At 61.7% G+C, this 22385-nt stretch carries 18 protein-coding genes and 1 riboswitch; of the genes, 9 read left to right on the forward strand and 9 right to left on the reverse strand.

Features of this window, described 5'->3' with window-relative positions; all coding sequences use genetic code 11:
• Positions 1-475, forward strand: a 475-nt coding sequence (locus RWT78_RS18180; protein ID WP_314677080.1) for a T3SS (YopN, CesT) and YbjN peptide-binding chaperone 1, incomplete at its 5' end; no start/stop codon positions are given.
• A 280-nt stretch (positions 476-755) separates the two neighbouring features.
• Here the strand turns inward: RWT78_RS18180 and RWT78_RS18185 are convergent.
• Complete coding sequence (locus RWT78_RS18185; RefSeq protein ID WP_054825837.1) at positions 756-1856, reverse strand: LLM class flavin-dependent oxidoreductase; 1101 nt, start codon at positions 1854-1856, stop codon at positions 756-758.
• Positions 1857-2152: 296 nt separating this feature from the next.
• Between RWT78_RS18185 and RWT78_RS18190 the strand changes: the two genes are divergently transcribed.
• Positions 2153-3154, forward strand: a complete 1002-nt coding sequence (locus tag RWT78_RS18190) for an MBL fold metallo-hydrolase (RefSeq protein WP_314677082.1) — start codon at positions 2153-2155, stop codon at positions 3152-3154.
• 42 nt (positions 3155-3196) lie between these two features.
• On the opposite strand, the gene RWT78_RS18195 is transcribed toward RWT78_RS18190, so the two are convergent.
• Positions 3197-4117, reverse strand: coding sequence for a universal stress protein (locus RWT78_RS18195; protein WP_314677084.1), 921 nt, complete (start codon positions 4115-4117; stop codon positions 3197-3199).
• Positions 4114-5559 carry an amino acid permease gene (locus tag RWT78_RS18200; RefSeq protein WP_007729264.1) on the reverse strand — a complete coding sequence of 482 codons (1446 nt, stop codon included), beginning with the start codon at positions 5557-5559 and terminating at the stop codon, positions 4114-4116. Before RWT78_RS18200 ends, RWT78_RS18195 begins: the two co-directional genes overlap by 4 nt.
• A gap of 160 nt (positions 5560-5719) precedes the next feature.
• On the opposite strand from RWT78_RS18200, the gene RWT78_RS18205 reads away from it, so the two are divergent.
• Positions 5720-7513 (forward strand): alanine racemase, encoded by a 1794-nt coding sequence (locus tag RWT78_RS18205; RefSeq protein WP_261254496.1) that lies wholly within the window; start codon positions 5720-5722, stop codon positions 7511-7513.
• Positions 7514-7544: 31 nt separating this feature from the next.
• A complete protein-coding gene (locus RWT78_RS18210) occupies positions 7545-8387 on the forward strand; it encodes a hypothetical protein (protein WP_314677089.1) in 843 nt (280 codons plus the stop codon).
• Here RWT78_RS18210 and RWT78_RS18215 read toward each other — a convergent pair whose 3' ends face one another.
• On the reverse strand, positions 8388-9362 hold the full coding sequence (locus tag RWT78_RS18215) for a TauD/TfdA family dioxygenase (RefSeq protein ID WP_314677092.1): 975 nt from the start codon (positions 9360-9362) through the stop codon (positions 8388-8390).
• Between the two features lie 111 nt (positions 9363-9473).
• Between RWT78_RS18215 and RWT78_RS18220 the strand changes: the two genes are divergently transcribed.
• A complete protein-coding gene (locus RWT78_RS18220) occupies positions 9474-10022 on the forward strand; it encodes a nuclear transport factor 2 family protein (protein ID WP_314677094.1) in 549 nt (182 codons plus the stop codon).
• A gap of 3 nt (positions 10023-10025) precedes the next feature.
• Here the strand turns inward: RWT78_RS18220 and RWT78_RS18225 are convergent, their stop codons facing one another.
• Positions 10026-10259, reverse strand: a complete 234-nt coding sequence (locus tag RWT78_RS18225) for a hypothetical protein (protein ID WP_007729258.1) — start codon at positions 10257-10259, stop codon at positions 10026-10028.
• Positions 10260-10538: 279 nt separating this feature from the next.
• On the opposite strand from RWT78_RS18225, the gene RWT78_RS18230 reads away from it, so the two are divergent.
• On the forward strand, positions 10539-12032 hold the full coding sequence (locus RWT78_RS18230; RefSeq protein ID WP_020970156.1) for a stealth family protein: 1494 nt from the start codon (positions 10539-10541) through the stop codon (positions 12030-12032).
• A gap of 51 nt (positions 12033-12083) precedes the next feature.
• On the opposite strand, the gene RWT78_RS18235 is transcribed toward RWT78_RS18230, so the two are convergent.
• The 3 genes from RWT78_RS18235 to RWT78_RS18245 all read right to left on the reverse strand — a co-directional run bounded on the left by RWT78_RS18235 (position 12084) and on the right by RWT78_RS18245 (position 15898).
• Positions 12084-13451, reverse strand: coding sequence for an NtaA/DmoA family FMN-dependent monooxygenase (locus tag RWT78_RS18235; RefSeq protein WP_058227731.1), 1368 nt, complete (start codon positions 13449-13451; stop codon positions 12084-12086).
• A gap of 20 nt (positions 13452-13471) precedes the next feature.
• Positions 13472-14818: an LLM class flavin-dependent oxidoreductase gene (locus RWT78_RS18240; RefSeq protein ID WP_314677098.1), complete on the reverse strand. Its 1347-nt coding sequence runs from the start codon at positions 14816-14818 to the stop codon at positions 13472-13474.
• Positions 14801-14914, reverse strand: a riboswitch (SAM riboswitch). Its footprint overlaps the gene before it by 18 nt.
• A gap of 78 nt (positions 14915-14992) precedes the next feature.
• Positions 14993-15898, reverse strand: coding sequence for a phosphodiesterase (locus RWT78_RS18245; protein ID WP_314677100.1), 906 nt, complete (start codon positions 15896-15898; stop codon positions 14993-14995).
• Between the two features lie 339 nt (positions 15899-16237).
• On the opposite strand from RWT78_RS18245, the gene RWT78_RS18250 reads away from it, so the two are divergent.
• Entirely contained in the window at positions 16238-17611 is a 1374-nt protein-coding gene (locus RWT78_RS18250) for a dicarboxylate/amino acid:cation symporter (RefSeq protein WP_003940669.1), read from the forward strand.
• 93 nt (positions 17612-17704) lie between these two features.
• On the opposite strand, the gene RWT78_RS18255 is transcribed toward RWT78_RS18250, so the two are convergent.
• Positions 17705-18823: an alpha/beta hydrolase family protein gene (locus RWT78_RS18255; RefSeq protein ID WP_007729245.1), complete on the reverse strand. Its 1119-nt coding sequence runs from the start codon at positions 18821-18823 to the stop codon at positions 17705-17707.
• Between the two features lie 111 nt (positions 18824-18934).
• Here RWT78_RS18255 and RWT78_RS18260 point away from each other — a divergent pair, with 111 nt between their 5' ends.
• Positions 18935-22117 (forward strand): DEAD/DEAH box helicase, encoded by a 3183-nt coding sequence (locus RWT78_RS18260; RefSeq protein WP_314677107.1) that lies wholly within the window; start codon positions 18935-18937, stop codon positions 22115-22117.
• Positions 22118-22230: 113 nt separating this feature from the next.
• The coding region (locus RWT78_RS18265; protein WP_314677110.1) for a TerD family protein at positions 22231-22385 on the forward strand (155 nt) is incomplete at its 3' end.

Below are 22385 nucleotides of genomic sequence, written 5' to 3' on the forward strand. Positions count from 1 at the left end.
GCTGGGGAGTGAGCCTGCCACCGATGACGACGGCGACATTGTCGTGCCGGTTCACGGATTTGTCGTCTACGTGACCGTCGCCGACGGCGGCCCTCAAATCAACGTCTGGTCCTCGGTCCTTACCGGCCTAGGCAATCCCTCGCACGCTGCGACGCGACTGATCGAACTCGCGCAGGAATGGCCGCGCCTGCGCTTCGCCTTCAGCGGCGACCACCTGCTGGTCTCCACGATGCTTGATGCGGACCCCTTTGCTCCGCAGCATCTGCTCAACCTGATCGATGAGGTTCACGACTTCACTCACGAACTCGACGACGATTTCGCTGAATCCTTCGGCGGGTCCCTCGACTGCGATGCGGACGACGATAGCTACGCCGGCGACTGCAATCCCGGCGTTTGCGGCGGAGACTGTGACTGTGCCTGCGGTGATAATACTGACGCCATCGACGGCGATCTTGGTATTACCCAAGTCAAATAGACTGGCCCTCTTCGATCAGCTCCGGAGCTCGCTGGCGTTGTTCACAAAGCGACATAGATCTGCGTGCGGTGCCAGTCCAGATAGACAACGTCCGGACGCTCCGCCTTGTCCGGCAAGATCAATCGGTCTCTCAGAGGTGGCTTCCCGAGTGCGGCGCGAAGGGGACTTTCGATCTCCATATCGCTCTCGACGGCGGGCGCGTAAGGGAGGTTCAAGTCCTCGTCGACAGTGATGAGGTCGCAGCGCCGGACCCGCTTACCCGACAGTCAGACTTCTCCGCTCAGTCGACGGCGGTGAAACCCTTCGCCCGATCTTTGTCGGCCGAGGTCCACAGCGTCGTCGACAGTTCGGCCTTCACCAGCGGGATAACCTCTTCCGCAAATCGGCGCAGGGTGTCCTTCTGCTGCTCGAAGTCGAGCACGTGATTGACCGACACCGATTGGAAATCGTGGCCGTAGCTCTCGTGATAATCGAGGATCTTCTCGGCGACTCGCTCCGAAGACCCGACCAATGCCGGCCCACGGTCGACGGCTTCCTCGATGGTCCGGAAGCTTGTCGACTTTCCGACCGCTTTGGGATCGTGCTTGCGTTTGTCGGCCTGCGCAACGGCGCCTTCGTAGATCGGACGGAACTCTTCGATGGCCTGCTCGGTCGTGTCGGCGAGGAACAATCCGCCCGAACCCGAACCGACATACGCCTTGGCCGGGTCATGTCCGTACGCCAGGTACTGCTCGCGGTAGTGGTCGATCAGCACTTTGTAGTTCTCACGAGGCTGGAAGGCGTTGGCGGTGACGATGGGGTCGCCCCACTTCGCCGCGAGTTCGACGGCCTCGAACGAGGTAGCCGATCCGTGCCAGATACGGAACGGGCCGTCGAAAGGACGCGGTAGCGTCGTCGCGTCCTCGAGCGAAGGCCGGTGCGTTCCCACCCACTTGACGTTTTCCTCGCTGATCAGCAGTTTGAGGAGTTCGTAGTTCTCGGTGAGATACTCGTACTGCTTGGCGATGTCCAGACCGAGGAGCGGGTATTGAAGAACCTCGTTGCCCTTGCCGATCACGATCTCGAGGCGTCCCCGGCTGAGTTGATCGATGGTTCCGAAATCTTCGGCGACTCGGATCGGGTCGAGTAGCGAAAGGACCGTGACACCTGTCGACAGCAGGATTCTGTCCGTGGCCTGCGCAATCGCCCCCAAAACGACGGTTGGCGCCGACGAAAGAACCGGCCCGGCATGGCGCTCACCCACCGAGAACGAATCGATACCCAGTTCTTCGGCGAGAACCGCCAGTTCGACGACGCGGTTGAGCCGATCGGACGGGGCAACTTCCTCGCCGGTCACTGGATGGGGTGGGTTGAAAATGATGTCCAGAACCTGAAAACGCATGACCCGACTTTCTCGATAACCGCACAGCGCGCCTGTCCCTCGGAGGCTAGTGCGCGGCTCGTCGACGGATCCACCATCCGAGGACGCCCCGGACGCGATGAAATCACGAAAAAGCCTATTCAGCAACTACTTTCGACTCAATAGCGCCATTCGGTCGATAAAACTCTCCCCGATCCGAAGTCGCCCGAAAACATGCCGAACTCCCGCCAGGCAGGACCTGTGTCACCAACCAAACGAGCGCACGGTAAACATGAAGTACTAAGAGTGCGTTCCCTTATCGTTAAGAGGTACTTGTTATGAACGGTGCGGCGGCCATCGGTGATGGCATATTCCAGATTCCTGTCCCGATCACGGACAACCCGCTCGGGCACACGCTCGTCTACGCCATGGAATCCCCCGGCGGACTGATCTTGGTCGACGCTGGCTGGGGTGACGACAACGGCTGGCAGGGCCTCAACGCGGGGCTCGCCGAGATCGGGCATTCGGTGACCGACATCGAGGGCGTCGTGGTCACGCACTTCCATCCGGACCACACCGGACTGTGCGGACGGGTCCGCGAGGCATCCGGCGCCTGGATCGCCATGCACGAGGACGACCACTACCTGTTCGATCAGATGTCGACTGCACGCGACGACGAATGGATGGCCTACCAGCTCGAGAACATGGAACGTGCCGGAGCCCCCAAAGCCGACCGTGATGCATTCAAATTGACGGCCGCGGGTGAGTCTCCGGTGGGCCCCGAGTCCGCTCCCGACCGCCTTCTCGCCGACGACGAGATCATCGCGCTCACCGGCCGCGGCCTCCGCGTTGTCTACACCCCCGGCCACACGCCTGGTCACGTCTGCTTCTACCTCGACGACGCCGACATCATGTTCACCGGCGACCACGTCCTGCAGAAGACGACACCACACGTCGGCAACTTCGTGTACCCACTCGACGAGCGTGACGCCCTCGCCGATTTCCTCGACTCGCTCGCACGGGTGCAGAACATGAACATCACCCGCGGTCTCGGCGCTCACGGCATTCCGATCGACGACGTCGGAGGTCGCGCCGGCGAGCTGATCGAGCATCACCAGGAACGACTCGAACACCTGCTGCAGGAGTTCGCCGACGACAAGCTCACGGTCTGGGACGTCGCGGCAAAGATGAAGTGGTACAAGCCGTGGGCCGAGATCTCCCCGATGGGAAAGACGATGGCGTTGTCCGAGGGCGCAGCTCACCTTCGCCATCTGGTTGCCCGAGAGCAGGTCTCTCAGGTCCCCGGCTCCGAGCCCGCGCTCTTCGCCCGCTCGATCTGAAAGATCAGGGCCGACAAGCACTCCGCTCGTCGGCCCTGATCTCTATTCCGCTTCGGCCTGATCGACTATTCGGGTCGACGCCGATCGCGGGACCACCACCACCGGAACCGGTGAGTACCGCACGATCTTCGCCGCCCGACTGCCGAGGAACACCCGCGCCAGTGGACCTGCCTTGCTCGAGCCGACAGTCAGAACGTCACCTCGGTCCCACTCGACGCCCTCGAGCGCCTCGGCCCAGTTACGACCATGGCTGATAACCGATTCCATGACGTCGGGTATGTCGGGCAGTGCACGCACTCTCTCGAAGGCAGCGTTGGTCTCGCGCTCGACCACCTCGGCCCACTCGGAGATGATCGGCGAATCCCCCTCGGTCCCGAGCGTTGTCGTGTACTGCGCGTTCGCACGAACTGCAAACGCCGCCAATCTGAGTCCGGCATCGACACGCGCAGCCACGGTCGCGGCGGCGAGCACCAGATCGTCTTGATCGGGTGTGCCCGAGTAGGCGGCGGTGACGCGGCGAACCACCTCACCGGGTTTGGTTCGAAATCCCCTCGGCGCCAGCGCGACCGGAACGTCGGAGCTGTGCAGCAAGCGTGAGGTGACACTGCCGAGAGCCACATGACCGAACACCCCGTCGGTCGACGAATCCAGGACGATCATCTTGGCTTCGTGCTCGTGAACGAGATCAAGTAGGCCACTCGACGTCGACTGAGCCTCATGCACGACATAGGTCACGTCGACGTCGGAGGGCATGTCTGCCCGCGCTTTCGCCAGTGCCGCTTCGGCTTCGGCTCGCAACTGCTGGTGGTATTCGGCGTCGACACGCGCCATTCCGGGCGGTGGCGGCGAGGGAATCACCGCGCAGATCACCAACGGTTCACCGGACGAGCGCGCCAACAGCGTTGCCAGATGGACGGTTCCGGAGCTGTCACCGTCGGGTGCGTATCCCGCGAGCAGCGTCATGACTCGGACTCCGATCCCAGTTCGGCGCGGTTCTTCGCACCGAGGCGCGAGTGCTTCATACCGTAGGCGAAATACCAGATGATCGCGACGGTCACCCAGACGAGGAACACGTAGATCGTGACGGTTCGGAGGTCCTTGATGATCCACAGGCAGCCCAGGATCGAGAGGATCGGTGTCACCGGATAGCCGGGAACTTTGAAGCTGCGCGGCAGGTCGGGGTCACTGCGCCGCAGGATGATGACCCCGACCGAAACCACGAGGAACGCCACCAGGGTTCCGATGCTGGTCATTTCGGCGAGGAAGTTGATCGGAATGAAACCGGCCAGAATGCTGATGACGACGCAGACGATGATGGTGTTGGGCACCGGCGTCAGAGTCCGCGGGTTCACCTTGTGGAAGATCGACGGAATCATGCCGTCGCGTGACATCGCGAACAGGATGCGGGTCTGACCGTAGATGACCACGAGCGTGACGCTGCAGATCGAGATCACCGCACCGGCGGCCAGAAGCGTTCCCGGCCAGGTAGATCCGGTCACCTGTTCGAGGATGGCGGACAGTCCGGCTTCCTGACCTTCGAACGATGCGGAATCCTGTGCACCGATCGCGACGGCGACAACGGCGATGTAGATCGCGGTGACGGACACGAGCGCAATGAGGATCGCGAGAGGGAGATTGCGACGAGGGTTCTTCACTTCTTCGCCGGCGGTGGACACAGCGTCGAGGCCGATGTACGAGAAGAAGATGATTCCGGCGGCGGACATGACGCCGCTGAATCCGAACGGAGCGAAGTCGGCGAAGTGATTGCTGTTCCATCCGGCGATGCCGACCACGATGAAGAGCAGCAGAATTGCGAGTTTGATCGAGACCATGATGGCGTTGGCCTTGGCCGATTCACTGGCGCCGCGAATGAGCAGAACACCGCACAGGCACACCAGGATCACTGCGGGCAGATTGATGATGCCGCCCTGCTCCGGCGCTTGTGACAGCGCGTCGGGGATCTGGAACCCGAAGAGGTTGCCAAGTAGCTGGTTCAAGTACTGCGACCATCCGACGGACACCGCCGCGGCCGAGACTCCGTACTCGAGAAGCAGACACGCGCCGACGGCCATGGCCGGAAGCTCTCCGAGCGTCGCGTAAGCGTAGGAATACGACGAGCCCGACGCCGGGACAGCTCCGGCCAACTCCGCGTAACAAATCGCCGTGAGTCCCGCGACGACACCGGCAACAACGAAGGAGATGATGACTGCCGGACCGGCAACCGGGACCGCCTGCGAGAGGACGAAGAAAATACCGGTGCCGATCGTGGCGCCGATGCCGAACATGGACAACTGCGCCAAACCGATACTGCGGGTCAGCTCACCGCCGTTGGTATCTGCGCCGGTCTCCTGGTCTATCTGCAAAGCCGGCTTGCGCCGAAGTACGTGTTTGACGAGAGTAGCCATCGACGCTCCTCTAGAGTGCCTGGTAGGAAACTGTTGTATCCTCATACTGCACGTAAGTGTCCTGCGACACAACAGTTGGAGCAAAGTTGCCCAGCTCACGCCAACCGTCCGGTCTGGAATGCCCGGATCGTGAACCACCTTCGGAGAAAACAGGGAGATCATGACCGGACCGACCATCACCGTCGACCTGCGTCGTATCGAACAGAATGCGCGCGTCCTCGTCGAAGCGTCCAATGCCAAGGGTATTGAGGTGGCGGGCGTCAGCAAATCTACATGTGGCTCCCCCAAGGTGGCGCGAGCAATGGTCCGCGGCGGCGTCGCACAGATCGCCGACTCCCGCCTGGACAACCTGGCCCGCATCCGCCGCGACGGCATCACCGTTCCCCTGATGCTGATCCGCGCACCGTCGTTGAACGAGATCGACGACACGATCCGCTACGCGGACATCAGCCTCAACTCGGAGTTGACGACGATTGTTGCTCTGGGCAGAGCAGCACGAACGCGAGGAGTCGTCCACGACATCGTGCTGATGATCGACCTCGGAGATCTCCGCGAAGGAATCCTGCCGGCGGAGGCGTTGGACGTAGTCGCTGAAATCCTTCCCATCGAGGGCATCAGACTGATCGGAATCGGCGCGAACCTCGCGTGCGTCGGTGGCATCCAGCCGACCGTCGACAACCTGTCGAATCTGGTCTACCTAGCCGACGAAATCACGAAGCGGTTCTCGATCGAACTGCCGATCGTTTCCGGCGGCAATACGTTCTCGCTGCCACTACTCGAGACGGGCACGATGCCCGAGGGGATCAACCATCTGCGTTTGGGCGCCAGCATTGTTCTGGCCGAATCACCTACTCCCCCCGGACTGTACGAACTGCTGAACAGTGATGCTTTCACCCTCACCGCGGACATCATCGAGGCCAAGGTCAAGCCGTCGCGGCCGTATGGAGTCTCAGGGGAAGACGCATTCGGCCGACGCCCCGTCTTCGACAACGAGGACAAGCCGAGCCGACGCCTGATCTTGTCCATCGGCCGCGAGGACATCTCGCCGGAAGGCTTGACCCCGATCGATCCGCGATTGAAGGTGATCAGTGCCAGCAGCGATCACCTCCTCGTCGACGCCGGAGAAACAGGTGACGAATACCGACTGGGTGGCACCGTCGACTTCACGATCGATTACGGCGCGCTCTTGATGGCGATGACATCGCCCTACGTCGAAAAGCGCTACGTCCTGGGCACCGAACCGATCGATGCCAATGCGACCGTCGAATTGATCGATCTCGAAACTACCGGGCTGGCAAGCCATCTCCTCGATCACGGTCTACGCGAGGACATGTCCGGAATCGGTTTCAACTGCATTCAAGCCGAGAACGCCGCCGCGGATCTCACAACGCTGCCGCTGTGGCTCACTACCGAGGCCTGGCAGAACACCAGAATTCCGATTGCCACCGAACCCGGAACCGATTTGGGTGCAATCATTTTCGCCTCCCACGGCGATATCGAACAACTGCTGTCGTCGGCGGCGGATCTGCACGGCCCCAGTTTGGAGAACACCGTCTTGGTGGGCGTCAAGAACGCCACGGTCGATCACAAGCGCGCACTCGACGAGTACGGGGTATTGCTGGTGACGATCGACGAGATCGATCGCCATGGCATGGCGGCCTTGATGCCTCGCGTTCTCGCCGCGGCGGGACAGGGTGTGAACGGCGTCCACGTCCACTTCGACATGGACATCATCGACGGGCGTGTTCTCGGCGTCGACGACACGACACATCTGGGCGGCCTCACATTCCGAGAAGCGCACCTCGCCGCCGAATTCATCAGCGAGACCGGCCTGACGAGATCGATTTCGATCGGCAGCGTTGCGGGAGCGGATTCCGATCCTCTCGGCCGTCAGGCGACCTTCGTCGACGGACTGGTTGCATCGCTGCTCGGGCGCAAGGTGGTCAAAGCCTGACGTTGTCGGCAGCCCTTGCGAGAATCGTTCGATGATCACGCGGAGCTCCGGTCAGCACGTATTCATCGCACTCGGCACGCCATGGATCGATGCCGTGGTCGCGTTTCTCGAACCCCGGGCCCGTGTCGATCCCTGGATCATGCACGGAAAGATGGTCATCGGTGACCTGCTGGTCACGGTTCTCGACACCACTCCTCGCACGCTGCTCTGCATCGAGACCGTGGCTGCGCCGTTCGACGGCACGTCGCCGATTGAAGTCGATGAACGCCCGTACGAACTCCACGGTTTGCCCACCGTTCCCGAACTCGAACAACGATGGTCCATCACGTTTCCCACGGACCCGGGGCCGGTCGACGACGCACTGGCCGACCGGATTCTCACGGCCGGCCAGTCACACTATGCGCACTACTTCGGCGACATCGACACGCTGGATCCGACGTCCACAGCTGCCCACGCCCGAACGTTGATGAACGAGCGGGGAAACTGCACAGGTTGCCGCTCACCGCTGCCGTTGCGAATGTTCAACAGCGGCGATCGCCTTCACTTTCATTCCGCATCACGGATCTTCAGGCAGGCTGAACCTGGTGACGACTACCCCGCCGTCCTGTGCCGCAAGTGCACCGGAAGGATGGCCACGTCTGGGCACACCAACTTCATCGACTACATGCTGGCGAAAAATCCACCGTGCCCACACTGCGGTGCACACAGAACCGCTCAGTGTTCCCCGGGGATGCCGGTCCATCCGTTCGATCACCTACCGTGGCTCGCCGGAACAGGCTGCGTCGTGGGACCGGACACCCCGGAATGGACGTGCCGAGCGTGCAGTCACTCATGGGGACAGATGTTCCCGCCGGATCACCCGCACCTCGACTGATCAATTCGCGGCAAAGCCGGGAAGCCGGTCGATGTCTGCAATGATCGAGAACTCGGATGCATCGCCCTTGATGATGCGGCTCTGCTCACCGTGGACGTCGACGGGAACGTCACCGGCCAACGTCACGCGATGCACGCTGCGCGCCTGTGTCCCGTAATCGGAAATCCCGTAGTGCTGGGTTGCCTGGTTGTCCCAGATCGCCAGATCACCGGGAGCCCATGACCACCGAACGGTGTTTTCCAACTTGATGATTCGTGCCTGCAGAAGCTGGTAGAGAGCAACCGACTCCGACGGCTTCAGTCCGACGAACTCCTTGACGAAGTGACCGAGAAGCAGAGTCTTCTCCCCTGTCGCAGGATGGACCCGAACCACCGGATGCTCCGTCTCGTAGATTTCGCGGGTGAATTCGGAGTAGTTCGTCACGCGCTGAGCGTCGCCTTGCTTCACCTTGTCGATAATCTCGGCGTAGTCGTATGCATTGGTGTGGACAGCGCGCAGATTCTCGACCAATACCTTGAGCGAATGCGGCAGTTGGTTGTACGCAGCCGTGGTAGACGCCCACGTGGTGGCTCCGCCGTACTCGGGAATTGTGGTCGCGCGCAGGATCGATGACTTCGGGATGCGATCGATGAAAGTGACGTCGGTGTGCCAGCTGCTGGCAGCGCCGTCGAGCACCAACAGCTTGTTGTCCTTGGACTTGAGAGTGGGATGCGTGGTGGTCTGGCTGCCGAGGGTTCCGGCGAATTCGTACTGCGACGTGTCGTCGAGATGATGCTGCCCACGGAAGAACACAACCTTGTGCGCTGCCAGCGCATAGTTGATCGCGTAGGCGGTCTCTTCGGACAGATCCCCAGAGAGGTGTACGCCGTCGATGCGGGCGCCGATCAGCTCACCGACCTTGTGGACAGTGATTCCGCCGGCAGCGTAGATCTGCTCCGGGGTCTGGGTGACACGTTCGAGTTCGGTGACGGACATGGCGATCTCCTGTGAGTCGGTCAAGCCTACGGGCGCGGCAGTCGTCATGGCGCTGCCTACTGTGAACACTCAATCATTTACGCTGCGGGCTCGAATACGGTTGAACTCGAGGTGATCTCAAAGTTCGCCGCTCCCTCGCCGGAGAATATTGCCGCTCACTGGGACGAGGCCGTCGTCGTTGTCGTCATGAGCTGTAGCGTGCGATCTGCCGCACCCACGTCTACAGAGGACAGCATGCAACTCGAGGGCCCTGCCGAACAGATTCGTTCAACGCTCGCTCGCATCGCGCATCTTGCCGATACCGGCTCGGTCGAGGATTACGTGGAGCAGTTCACCCGCGAGGCCGAATGGAACATGCCGGCCAATCCCGATCGCGGTGTCCCCGCACAGGTACGACGTGGCCGCCAAGAAATTGCTGCTGGAGTAGTCGAGCGTCGAGCCGCCGGCATACAAGGCCCGGGCACATTCACACGCCACGTCACCACGGCGATCGCCGTGGACGTGACCTCGGAAACTACAGCCCGCGCGGATGCGGTGTGGACGTTCTACGTCGACACGACCACAACCCCCAAGCTCAGCGGCGTCGGGAGCTACGCGGACGAGTTCGAACTCGAAGATGGGCGGTGGCGACTCTCGCGACGGGTGATTTCGCGCGGCTGACCTTCAGTCTTCTTCGCCGGTGATCGCCTCACACCAGTCTTCGACCTGATCGATCCCCTCTTCCGTCCATTCCGGGCTCATGTCTTCGAGTGCATCGAAGACCACCTCGCAGGTCAGCATCTCTGGTGAACCCTCCGACCCCGCTGCCTCGGTTCGCTCCGCAGACGCTGTCGCAACTGGGCCGGCGGCCAGCGCAACCGCCATCGCGCCTGTTCCGACCATCGCTTTCACACGCATCGGTTCTCCTCCTTCACTCTCGCTTCGGTCCTCGGGGTACCCGACTCGGCCCGCCCTACCCATCGCCGTCACTCATGTCCGACTTTCGGCGCCGACGGCATAGACTGAGCTCGTCGCCACCACGCTCTCGCAGCGTCGGGGCGACAGATACACAGCTGGATCAGAATCGGAAGGCATCCCATTACAGAATCTCCCGCTCCGCACGACATCTACTTCGTACCCCCGGAGCAGGACAGCCCCAATCCTGTGGAGCCGGCGTCGGCCGCGTCACGCGCACGGATGGGCGAGCTACCCGAGACCGTCCGATTCAAGAATCGTTTTGCCCTCGCGATCACGACCACCACGCCGCTCGAAGCGATGGTCGAAGATCTCCTCTTCATCCGCGACATCCTCGACGCCGCAGGAATCGAGTATCTACTCGTCCGTGGAAACGACGAGCGCCCCGTGATCGCGGTGAGCTGGACCGAGCGCAAAAACCTGCGGCAGGCACTTGTCGAGGGATGCGCAAACGCACCCTTCTATTCCAAAACCGTCGACGCGAAGAAGAGCCCAGCGCTCCTTGTCGCGGACGGTGCCCTGTCGAAAACCAACAAGTCACGGATCTTCCGCTTGTTCCGTCCGAGGGTTCACGTCGCAAGCGGTATGAACTACGGCGCGAACATCGGCGTTCAAATCGAATTGTGGTCGATTTCCGACGAAGAAATCGTCCTACCCGTCGAGAACTCACTGACACGACGAACCGTCCTCCCCGAAGAAGCGGTCCGAGGAACCGTCGAGCGATTCGGCCGGATCTGGCCGACCATCGAGAACATGTTCGCCGATCATGCCTCCGATATCAGCTTCGATATCGATCTTGTCTTTTCCTGGGTCGACGGCTCTTCCAAAGAGTTTCAGGCTCAGCGCGCCAAGCGGATGCAGAACTACATCGTCGGCGAGGGGGACGAATCAGAGGCGCGTTTCCGTCAGATCGACGAGCTCAAGTACGCGCTACGGTCCATCCACATGTACGCGCCGTGGATCCGGCGCATCTTCGTCGCAACCGATTCCGATCGTCCGGACTGGCTTGCGGACGATCCGCGAGTCACGTTCATGCCCAGCGAAAAGTTCTTCGCCGATCCAAGTGTGTTGCCCACCCATAATTCTCAAGCTGTCGAGTGCCAGCTGCACCATATTCCGGGTCTGGCGGAGCATTTCCTCTACTCCAACGACGACATGTTCTTCGGTCGCCCCGTCGGCCCTGACATGTTCTTCTCCCCCGGCGGGATCAGCATGTTCATCGAGGCCGACACCAGAATCGGATTGGGACACAACGACAACGACCGCAGCGGGTTCGAGAATGCGGCCCGCGTCAACCGCCGTCTGCTGCAGGACCGCTTCGGTCTGATGACCACCAGACATCTGGAGCACGCAGCGACGCCACTACGCAAGAGCGTGATGGCCGAGATGGAACGCGAGTTCGCCGAAGACTTCGCGGCCACTGCAGCAAGCACCTTCCGCGCGAGTTCCAATATCTCGGTGACCAATTCGCTGTACCACTACTACACGCTCATGAGTGGACGGTCGGTGGTGCAGAAGTCCGCCGCCGTCAAATACGTCGACACGACGGTCAAGGCCGGTTTGCGCGACATGGACTCACTGCTCGCCAAGCGCTCCATGGACTTCTTCTGCCTCAACGACGGCAGCGCTCCGGAGATCGATCTGGAACTTCGCACACGCAAGATCACGGAGTTCCTGGAGAGCTACTACCCCATCCCGGCGCCCTGGGAAGCCTAGACGAAACAAGGGCCCAGCCGATTTCGGCTGGGCCCTTGCTACTTCGGTCGATCAGCGTGCTGTCACATGCTCCCGTTGCACCGGAATGGGCAGTCCGAGATTGTCACGCAACGTCGTTCCTTCGTAGTCACTGCGGAGGACACCTCGATCCTGCAACAGCGGCACCACGTCGTCGACGAACTCGTCGAGGCCGGTCGGCACGAGGTGCGACCCGAGGATGAATCCGTCCGAACCGTCGTTGCTGACAAACGAATCTATTTTCTCGGCAACCTGCTGCGGTGTACCCACGATCGGTCCACGCTCGAACTGATCGATCACCACTTCGCGCAGATTCAACTTCTTGCTCTCGGCGACCGCGCGCAATTTTGCCACGGTCGCGAAACGATCCTGGTGAATGAAGGCGCGCCCCTGGATGATCGGCGGAGCCTCGGGGTCTGGTGCGATATCGGGTAGGGGCCCTTCCGGGTCGTACTTCGACAGATCGAGATTCCAGATCTGTTCGAGCAGAACCAAAGCGGTCTGGCCGGTGACCTGCTGGTCGCGAATCTCTCGGTATTTCTCGATCGCATCTGCCTCCGAGGTGCCGAGAACAAAACTCGCCGACGGCAGGATCTTGATGTCACCCGGGTCACGTCCGGCCGCAACGGCACGTGCTTTGATATCGCGATAGAAATCGGCCGCCTCGGGCAACTGACCGTACGGTGAGAAGATCGCGTCGGCATTGCCGGCAGCAAAATCGCGCCCCTGCGGCGACACCCCGGCCTGCAGAATAACCGGGCGCCCTTGCGGACTGCGCGGCACCGTGAATCGGCCGTTCACGTCGAAATGTGATCCATGGAAAGCAAATTCACCGGCATCCGGTCGCGCGAGAAAGCGCCCTGATGCCTTGTCGGCCACGATGTCGTCATTGCGCCACGAATCCCAGAGTTGACGCACCAGCGCTACGGTCTCCTCCGCACGCTCGTATCGTTGCGCACGATCCAGGTATCCGCCGCGACGAAAGTTCTGGCCGGTGAATGCGTCGAACGAGGTGACGACGTTCCAGGCGGCACGTCCTCCGGACAACTGATCGAGCGTCGCGAATTGTCTTGCCAGCTCGTAAGGCTCGTTGAACGTGGCGTTGATGGTGCCTGCCAAACCGAGGTGTTCGGTCACTGCTGCCAACGATGCGAGCACGGTGAAGGTGTCCGGCCTACCGATGATGTCCTGATCGAAAATCTGTCCTGCCCGCTCACGAAGAGCAAGGCCTTCGGCGAGGAAGAAGAAGTCGAACTTCCCACGCTCGGCGGTTCGAGCGGTGTGTTCGAAGGAATCGAACTCGATCTGGCTGCCCGCCTGCGGATCCCACCATGCAGTGTGATGGTTGACGCCGCCGAGGTAGGCACCCAGGATGACCTGCTTACGCTTCTGAGAACTCATGAAAATGTATTCCTCGTCTGTCAGGCGGCCGGAGTACCGGCGGCGTAGCGGTTGGGAACGTCGATGGGTAGGCCAAGCAGTCCGCGAAGATTCGTCTGCGGATACTCGGTGCGGAATACGCTGCGTCGCTGCAATTCAGGTACCAGCTCACCTGCGATCGCGTCGAGGTCGTCCACGACGACGCCCGGCCGCAACCGGAAGCCGTCGATTCCCAACTGCTGCCACCGGAGCAGAAGATCTGCCAACTCAGCCGCGGTGCCGGTGAAGGTCAGCGCGTCCGAACGGTATTCGGCGCCGGCCTGCGCGTCGAGGCGAGCGAGCCGTTCCTTTCCGGTTTCTTCCGGAGCATCGAAGAATACGACGATGTCGGTGAAGACCCGAAGCGGTTCGCCGGTGCGCTGCACGTGTTCTTCGGCTGCTCGCACTTCACCCAGGATTGCCGTGACCTGCTCGTCGTCGAACGGCGTCACGAACACCAGATCGGCCGTCCGCGCCGCCAGCTCGTACGCGACCCGCTGATGAGCCAATGCGGTGACGACGGGATGCCCCTGCGGCGGGCGCGGAGTCACCGACGGTCCACGGACCGAGAGGTACTTTCCCTCGAAGTCGATGTAGTGCAGCTTGTCCCGGTCGATGAATCGGCGCTGCTCCACATCACGGATCTCGGCGTCGTCCTCCCAACTGTCCCAGAGTCTCCGGACGACGTCGGCTGCCTCCGCAGCTTCGTCGAACAGCGCGTGCACGAAGTCCGGGAGGACGCCTGAAACGATCGACTGACGGTCGGCATCGGTGAGCGCTGGGATGTCGCGGCGCCCGAACTGTGCTGCCTCGGATTCCGACGCCGACACCTTCACCTGCCATCCGGCGCGACCGCGCGAGGTGTAGTCCAGCGTGGCAACGGCTTTGGACACGTGGAACGGCTCGGTGTGAATGGTGGTGATGGTAGGGATCAAGCCGACATTGCTCGTGATCGGTGCCAGTCGGGCGGCCACGAGATGTGCGTCGAGCCGAGCGCGCACCCGGTCAACCGCGTCGTCGACGGGCGCGAGTGGGTCCGCAGGAACCGAGAGACTGTCCTCGATGGTGACGAAATCGAGCAGACCGCGCTCGGCGGTCGTCACCACGTCAGTCCAGTACGACGCGCTGAACAGCTCACTGGGGCGCGAGTGCGGCTCTCGCCAGGCCGCTGGGTGCCAACCGGCACCGTCCAGCGCTACGGCGAGATGCAACGGAGCAAGATGAGAAGAGGGGGTGGAGGTCATCGGCGCATACTCCTGTTCGAGAACTACTCGGGAGCGCACAGTGCCGACCGCAGAAACCGTCAGCACCCGACTGACGGTTCTCGTGGCGACTGCCGCTTGCGACACGCACCGCGCGTATCGCCAGGTGTGATTCCGGGGCACCCCATCGGCATGAAGGGTTGCCGTCCAGCTAGCCGGTCCTTGTTGCTGGAGCTCTGCACCTACCTCGACGGTAGTGAGTACGCGACCGCCCGGCAATCACCCGGAACTGCGCGTGGGTGTCGGAAACCGCCTGCCACCTCAGATGATCGAGCGTGCCGCCTTTTCGCTCTCGAGGATTCGAATGCCGGCAGCACTGAGCCTCCGGGCACCCTCGGCCGCGTCGACGGGCTCACCGACCGTCACGTGCGCGCCGAGTGGAACGACCGAATGAACAATTGTCTCGTCGTACACGTGCACCAGATTGCACCCCTGAGCCCCGTCACGACCACGCTGACCACCGACTTCCACATTCAAGTCCTGGGTGTAACACGTCGACGACGCCACGGAAACCGGAATGCCGGCGAACGTCGCCGTCGTCGAATAGTGCAGATGCCCAGCAAGAATCGCCCGGACGTCGCTGCCACGCAAGACGTCCGCCAACCGGGACTGATCGCGCAACTCCACCAGAACCGCGAGATCCTGAATGCACGGAACCGGCGGATGATGCAGCGCCAGAATTGTTCCGTCGGGCGCCGGCACCGCCAATTCTGCGCGTAGCCAATCCAATTGGCCATCCGTGATCTCACCGTAGTGATGCCCGGGAACCGACGAATCCAGGGTGATCACCCGCAGTCCGTCAAGGTCGTAGACGTTGTCGACGGGATCATCGGTGGCGTCCTCGCCCAACAGCAGAGATCTGAACGTAGGGCGGTCGTCGTGGTTGCCCATCGCCCAGACGACCTGCGCATCGATCTCGGCCGCCACGGGTTCCACGATGGCTTTCAGTTCCGCGTATGCGTCGGGGTGTCCCTGGTCGGTCAGGTCGCCGGTGAATATCAGTGCATCCGGGCGTGCGCCCGAGGCCACGATCCCGCTGAGCACTTCCCGCAATCTCGTCGACGCATCCACGGCGTCGTACAACTCCCCCTGAGCCACCAGATGCGTGTCACTGAGGTGCACCAGGAAATGCTTCGGACGCGGGTACTCGGCATTCCGAACGCTCATCGGTCTCTCGCTTCCGCTTGCCGACGCGTAGGCGCCGGTGCGGCACCTACTGATCGTCGAGACTAGTCAACCGACCAACAGTGACTGATCGGGGCACGCCCGACGAACACGAAGCGAACTCCCGCGGCGACCCTCGGGATCGAGTAGTTGAAGCTGCGAGTAGTGTGTGGACAGTGTTGTTCCTGACCAGTCGGCGTTACGTCGACCTTCGCCTGCAGGCGAGCGCAATGTGTACGCGCTCGCTCTGACCTGACGCGTACCAGGAAACATTTCTTCGAATCTGCCCGGCCTCTGGTGCCGCGCTGCGTTTCGCTCCCTTGATTTTCGAAAGGCATAGTCATGCCCAGCTCCACCTCCACCGGCGTGCCGGAAAAGTCCACGTCCCGTTTTCCGTCCTGGGCGACGGCATTCGGACCGCAGATCGTCGCCGGTCTCGTACTCGGCGTCATCATCGGTCTCGTCGCCCGGGCAATGCCTGATGCGGCCGACGGCAACGTCAACTGGTTGGTCGGCACCGTACAGACCATCGGTTCGAGTTACGTCAAGCTGCTCACCGTTGCGGTGATCCCGCTGGTGTTTACCGCCATTGTCAGCTCCATCGCCAACCTGCGCCAGGTCGCCAATGCAGCTCGCCTGGCCGTGCAGACCTTGCTCTGGTTCGCGATCACCGCTTTCATTGCTGTGATCATCGGCATCATCGTCGGCCTGATCACCGATCCCGGTTCACGGACCGACGTCGCCGCCGAAGCAGCGAAGGAACCCAAGAGCTCCGGCTCGTGGTGGGCGTTCATCACCGGACTGGTTCCGAACAACTTCCTGGGGCTGGGCGCAAAGACTTCCGTCGCAGAGGGAGTAGCAACCACATCCCTGAGCTTCAACGTCCTGCAGCTGCTCGTCATCGCCGGCGCAATCGGTATCGCGGCGCTGAAGATCGGCCCCAAGGCTGCTCCGTTCCTCGAGTTCAACGCGTCACTGCTCGCGATCGTCCAGAAGGTCCTGTGGTGGATCATTCGCCTTGCCCCGATCGGTACGGCCGCACTGATCGCCAACGCTGTCGCCACCTACGGCTGGGATGCAATCGGCTCGCTGGGCGTATTCACCGCCGCCATCTACATCGGTCTGGCCATCGTCTTCTTCGTGGTCTACCCCATCCTGATTGCCGCGCACGGCCTCTCGGTCCGAAGCTTCTTCTCCGGTGTCTGGCCTGCCACTCAACTCGGCTTCGTCTCGCGCTCGTCGATCGGCACTCTGCCGCTGACCGAACGCGTCACCGAACGCAACCTCGGTGTTCCGCGTGAGTACGCCTCGTTCGCCGTTCCGCTCGGTGCCACCACGAAGATGGACGGTTGCGCTGCAATCTATCCCGCGATCGCGGCAATCTTCGTCGCCGGCTTCTACGACGTTCCGCTGACCTTCACCGATTACCTGCTGATCGTCGTCGTTTCGGTCATCGGCTCGGCAGCAACGGCCGGAACTACGGGTGCGACAGTCATGCTCACACTCACACTCTCCACCCTGGGTCTTCCCCTGGCCGGTGTCGGACTGCTCCTCGCAGTCGAACCGATCGTCGACATGGGCCGTACCGCAGTCAACGTCACCGGCCAGGCTCTGGTTCCGGTCATCGTCGCAAAGCGTGAGGGCATCCTCGACAAGGAGCGCTTCGACGCTCCCCGCAACGGTGATCCCTTCGCCGAGGAACTTGTCGACGCGTAACCCTCGCTGACAACAGCAGCGTCCCCGCACCTGAGCAATAGGGTGCGGGGACGCTGCTTTTCACCCGGAACTGCACAAACTGTTGCCGAACCGTCAGACGCCCAACGCCCGGGACAAAGTCGGCCACGCCTTGGGTAGTCGTTCACGCCAATATGCCCACGCATGTGTGCCGTTCGGCTCGTAATCCACCTGCGCCGGAATCTTCAGCTCCTGCAACCGAGCGTCGAACATCTTGGTGCAGGCGTGGGCGGCAACCTCGATGCCGCCGCCGATCACCAGACGCTCGAGTAGTTCCGGAGTCTGCAGAGTCTCGTCGGATCCGGGACGACCATTGGCCGTCGACACGTAGATTTCCTTGCCACGCAACTTCTCTGCGTTGATCAACGAATCGTGTGCCTCCCACTCCGGTCCCCCTGGCACACCCCAGATGTTGGCCGGATCTCCGCTTCGAGAAGATATCGTGGCCTGGACGGCAGTTCGGCCGAGCGGATCCATCGTGGAATAGCAGCCGCTGAATACGGCAACGCCGCGGTACATGTCCGGAAAGCGTTGGGCGAGCATCATTGCACCCATCGCGCCCATGGAATTGCCGGCAATCGCGTTGATTCCGTTGGTCTCGAGTCGCGCGTCGATCAGCGGTGGCAACTCCTCGGTGATGAAGGTTTCCCACTTGTGCAGTCCCAGCCGCGGATCCGGATTCTCCCAGTCCGAGTACAGGCTCGCGATTCCGCCATTGAGCATCACGACGTTGACGTTCTTGTCGGCGAAGAACGCCGGGGCGCCGCCGATCGTCATCCATCCGCTGCTTTTCTCTCCGGCGTCGACACCCTCGAGCATGTACAGCGCTGGGCGCGGAACCGAATTGTCAGCGGGTAGCAAAATCTCGACGCCGACCTCGCGTCGAAGTGCAGGCGACGCCACCGTCAGCCTGATCGCCTGTGGTGCGGTCACCTTCTCGCCGACGATGGCCGGGACGACGATGTCGTCGCGCAGGTCCGGTTTGGGGCCCGGATCCTCCTGAAGTGGTCCCGGGATCGTCGACCCCGAGCTCACGCTTCCCTCGACGCTGCCCAGACTTCCCGAGCTTCCCGAGCTTCCGGAACTCGGCGCTGCCGTCGACAGTCCGCCCAATTGCAAAGAAAGTGCACAGACGGCCAAACACACCGCACCTGTGCGCGCAGATCGAATCCACGCACGCCGCTCAGTCCTCATGAAACTCCCAAACCAGTCAAAGATGTTTCCGTGAACATACCGTGCAGTTCGGACTTTCTTGGACAAACGACCACGACAAGATCTGTCGGACGCCGCCACTAGGCTGGCCCCGTGCAACCGGATTCAGTCAGGGCCCTCGACCTCGACCGAATTCGCGCTGTCGTGGGCATAACCACCTACGAACGCGGACTTACCTACCTGCGGCAGAATGCAGTCGAATCCATCGCATGGAACGACACCCCTGACACCTTGACCGGCGCCGTGGCGGGGACCGCGCGGGAGCCGTACGCCTGCACAATCTCGATAAGTCACAGCGCGGCCGGTGCTGCCACATTCACGCGTGGCATCTGCACGTGTCCCGTGCGGATGAACTGCAAACACGTGGCCGCGTTGGTACTCGCAGCGGTGGCCGAGGCGAACACGACGCCACGACAACTCGGATGGGACCGCGCGCTCGAGGAGTTGCTCCGACCAGACCCCGACGGCCGCACAACTCCCGGACTCGGCATTCAATTCATCGCGCGAACCAAAGGCGCATCGACACGGCTCCTCGTCAAACCAGTACAACCAGGAGCGAGAGGGTGGATCTCCGGCGGACTCGCCTGGAACAAACTCGGAAGCACTTTTCAGTTCCCTGCCGACCACATCCGGGTTCTACGCGACATTCATCTCCTCCACAGCGCCGGCAACCATTACCGAAATCAGAATGCAGCGGAAATCGATCTTGCCGGGTTTCCGAGCACGCAACTCTGGTCGCTTCTTGATGAGGCGATCAGCGTCGGCGTTTCACTCGTTCACTCGAAGGCCGGCCTCGGCAACATCTCCCTACTCGACGACGCCAACATCTGCCTCGACGTCCACGGAGCAGAAGACGACAACCTCCGTCTCACTCCCCGAATTCAGACCGATGGGCACATCATCACCCATTCCGACTGGGGACTGGTCGGTACGCCGGCACATGGTGTCTTCGCGCTCGACGCCGCCAACGCGATCACGCTCGCACCGCTGCACACGCCGGTCACCCACCAATTGAGGCAGTTGATCGACTCCGGAAAGTCAGTCGACATACCCGCCGAGCATCGAGATGCGTTCACTTCGCGGTTCGTGTTCAAACTCGGAAGCCTCGCTCCCGTCCTATCTTCCGACGGTGCTTACAACCCACCGACTGTGTCCGGTCCTCGGCTACAACTGATGGCCACTTACGAAGGCGACCACCGCATCGACATCGAGTCGGCATGGAAGTACACCGTCGATGCCGACGAACTGATCATTTCTACCGCCGATGCAACCACCGACGAATCCGAGGTCCGCAATCACGCTGCCGAAGATGCCATCACCAACAGCCTCGGCGCGGCCGCGGCGAAGGCCACTCTCGCGGGAACTTTGACCGGCCTCGATTCCATGCAGTTCACACTCGACCTCCTGCCCCAACTCGAAGCGCACGACGCCATCGACCTCACGGTTGCAGGAACCCCCGCCGACTACCGGCCTGCAGACGACGCTGTCGTGATCGGCCTCAGCACATCAGCCCCCGACGGGGACAGCGGATCCGACTGGTTCGACCTCGATGTCACCGTCGATGTTGCGGGACAAAGCGTTCCGTTCACAACACTGTTCTCTGCTCTGAGCAAGGGCGAGACTCACATACTGCTACCGGACGGCGCCTTCTTTCGGCTCGACGCACCTGAACTACTCGGCCTGCACCGTCTCATCACCGAAGCGCGGTCGCTACTCGATCGGCCTACCGGCAAACTCGGGATCAGCAAATTTCAGGCCGGACTGTGGGAAGAATTGACGGCGCTCGGAAGGGTCGAACATCAAGCAGCAGCTTGGAAGAAGCAGATCGCAGGATTGCTCGGCAGTTCGGGCATCGATCCCGTCGAAGTCCCGGACACGTTGACGGCAACGCTACGTCCCTATCAGGTCGACGGATTCCGTTGGCTCAATTTCCTGCGCCAGCACAGCCTGGGCGGCATACTCGCCGACGACATGGGCCTGGGCAAGACACTGCAGACCCTCGCAATGATCTGCGCTGCAAGGCAGTCGAATCCAGCCGCGCCTCCCTTTCTGATCGTCGCACCCACCAGCGTGGTCTCCAACTGGAAGTCCGAAGTGGCGAAGTTCGCACCGACCCTCCACACCGCTGTCATCACGGACACGCTGCGCCGCAGAAAAACCGATCTGGCCGCACTCGTCGACGGGGCGGACATCGTCGTGACGTCGTACGCCCTCTTCCGCCTCGACACCGATGCATATTCCGCGGGCCGCTGGTCCGGACTGGTACTCGACGAAGCCCAATTCGCCAAGAACCACAAGTCCAAGGTCCACCAGTGTGCGAGGGCGGTGAACGCACCGTTCAAACTCGCGATCACCGGAACACCCATGGAGAACAATCTTCTGGAGTTGTGGTCGCTGCTCGCGATCACTGCACCAGGACTGTTTCCCAGCCCCACCACCTTCACCGATTTCTACCGCACTCCCATCGAAAAAGACGGTGATGCAGAACGATTGGCGCAACTGCGACGACGCGTCAAACCGCTGATGGTGCGGCGCACCAAGGAACAGGTGGCTGCGGACTTGCCGCCCAAGCAGGAGCAGGTACTCGAGATCGAGTTGCATCCGAGCCATCGCGCGATCTACGACACCCACCTGCAACGCGAACGGCAGAAGATTCTCGGACTGCTCGACGACGTCGACAAGAATCGGTTCACGATCCTGCAATCGCTGACGCTGCTACGCCAACTCAGTCTCGACGTCTCGCTGGTCGACGAGGAAAGCGGACCCGTCCCATCGGCCAAGGTCGACGCTCTCGTCGAGCAATTGGACGACGTCATTGCCGGCGGACACCGTGCGTTGATCTTCAGCCAATTCACCGGGTTCCTCGGTTCTGTCCGCAACCGACTCGACGAGGAAAGAATTCCGTACAGCTATCTCGACGGTTCGACGCGCAATCGCGGTGAAGTGTTGGAGGAGTTCAAGTCTGGTGCAGTCCCCGTCTTCCTGATCAGCCTCAAGGCTGGTGGCTTCGGCCTCAATCTCACCGAGGCCGACTACTGCTTCATTCTCGACCCCTGGTGGAACCCGGCCGCCGAGGCACAAGCGGTCGACCGTACTCACCGCATCGGGCAGACACGAAACGTCATGGTCTACCGCCTCATTGCCAAAGACACCATCGAAGAGAAGGTCATGGCGCTCAAAGCCAAGAAGTCGGCATTGTTCTCGAATGTCATGGACGCCGAAGGCACACTGGGCACCGGACTCGACGCCGAGGATCTTCGCGCGCTGTTCGAGTGAGGTGCCTATTCGGTCGAACCGCACCTACCCGCTCACGGTAATGTGAGTCGCGAACGGACAACACAGAACTCCCGAACGAAGAAATCCACTTCGTTCGAACGAGAGGAACCTGAATGGGCGTCACACTTGCCAAGGGCGGCAACGTATCTCTGTCGAAGGCCGCACCCAATCTGACCAAGGTCGCAGTCGGTCTCGGCTGGGATGCACGCAGCACCAGTGGTGCCGACTTCGACCTCGACGCCAGCGCGTTGGTCACCGGCCCGGAACG

The sequence above is a fragment of the uncultured Rhodococcus sp. genome, from assembly GCF_963525155.1.
GTDB lineage: Bacteria > Actinomycetota > Actinomycetes > Mycobacteriales > Mycobacteriaceae > Rhodococcus_F > Rhodococcus_F qingshengii.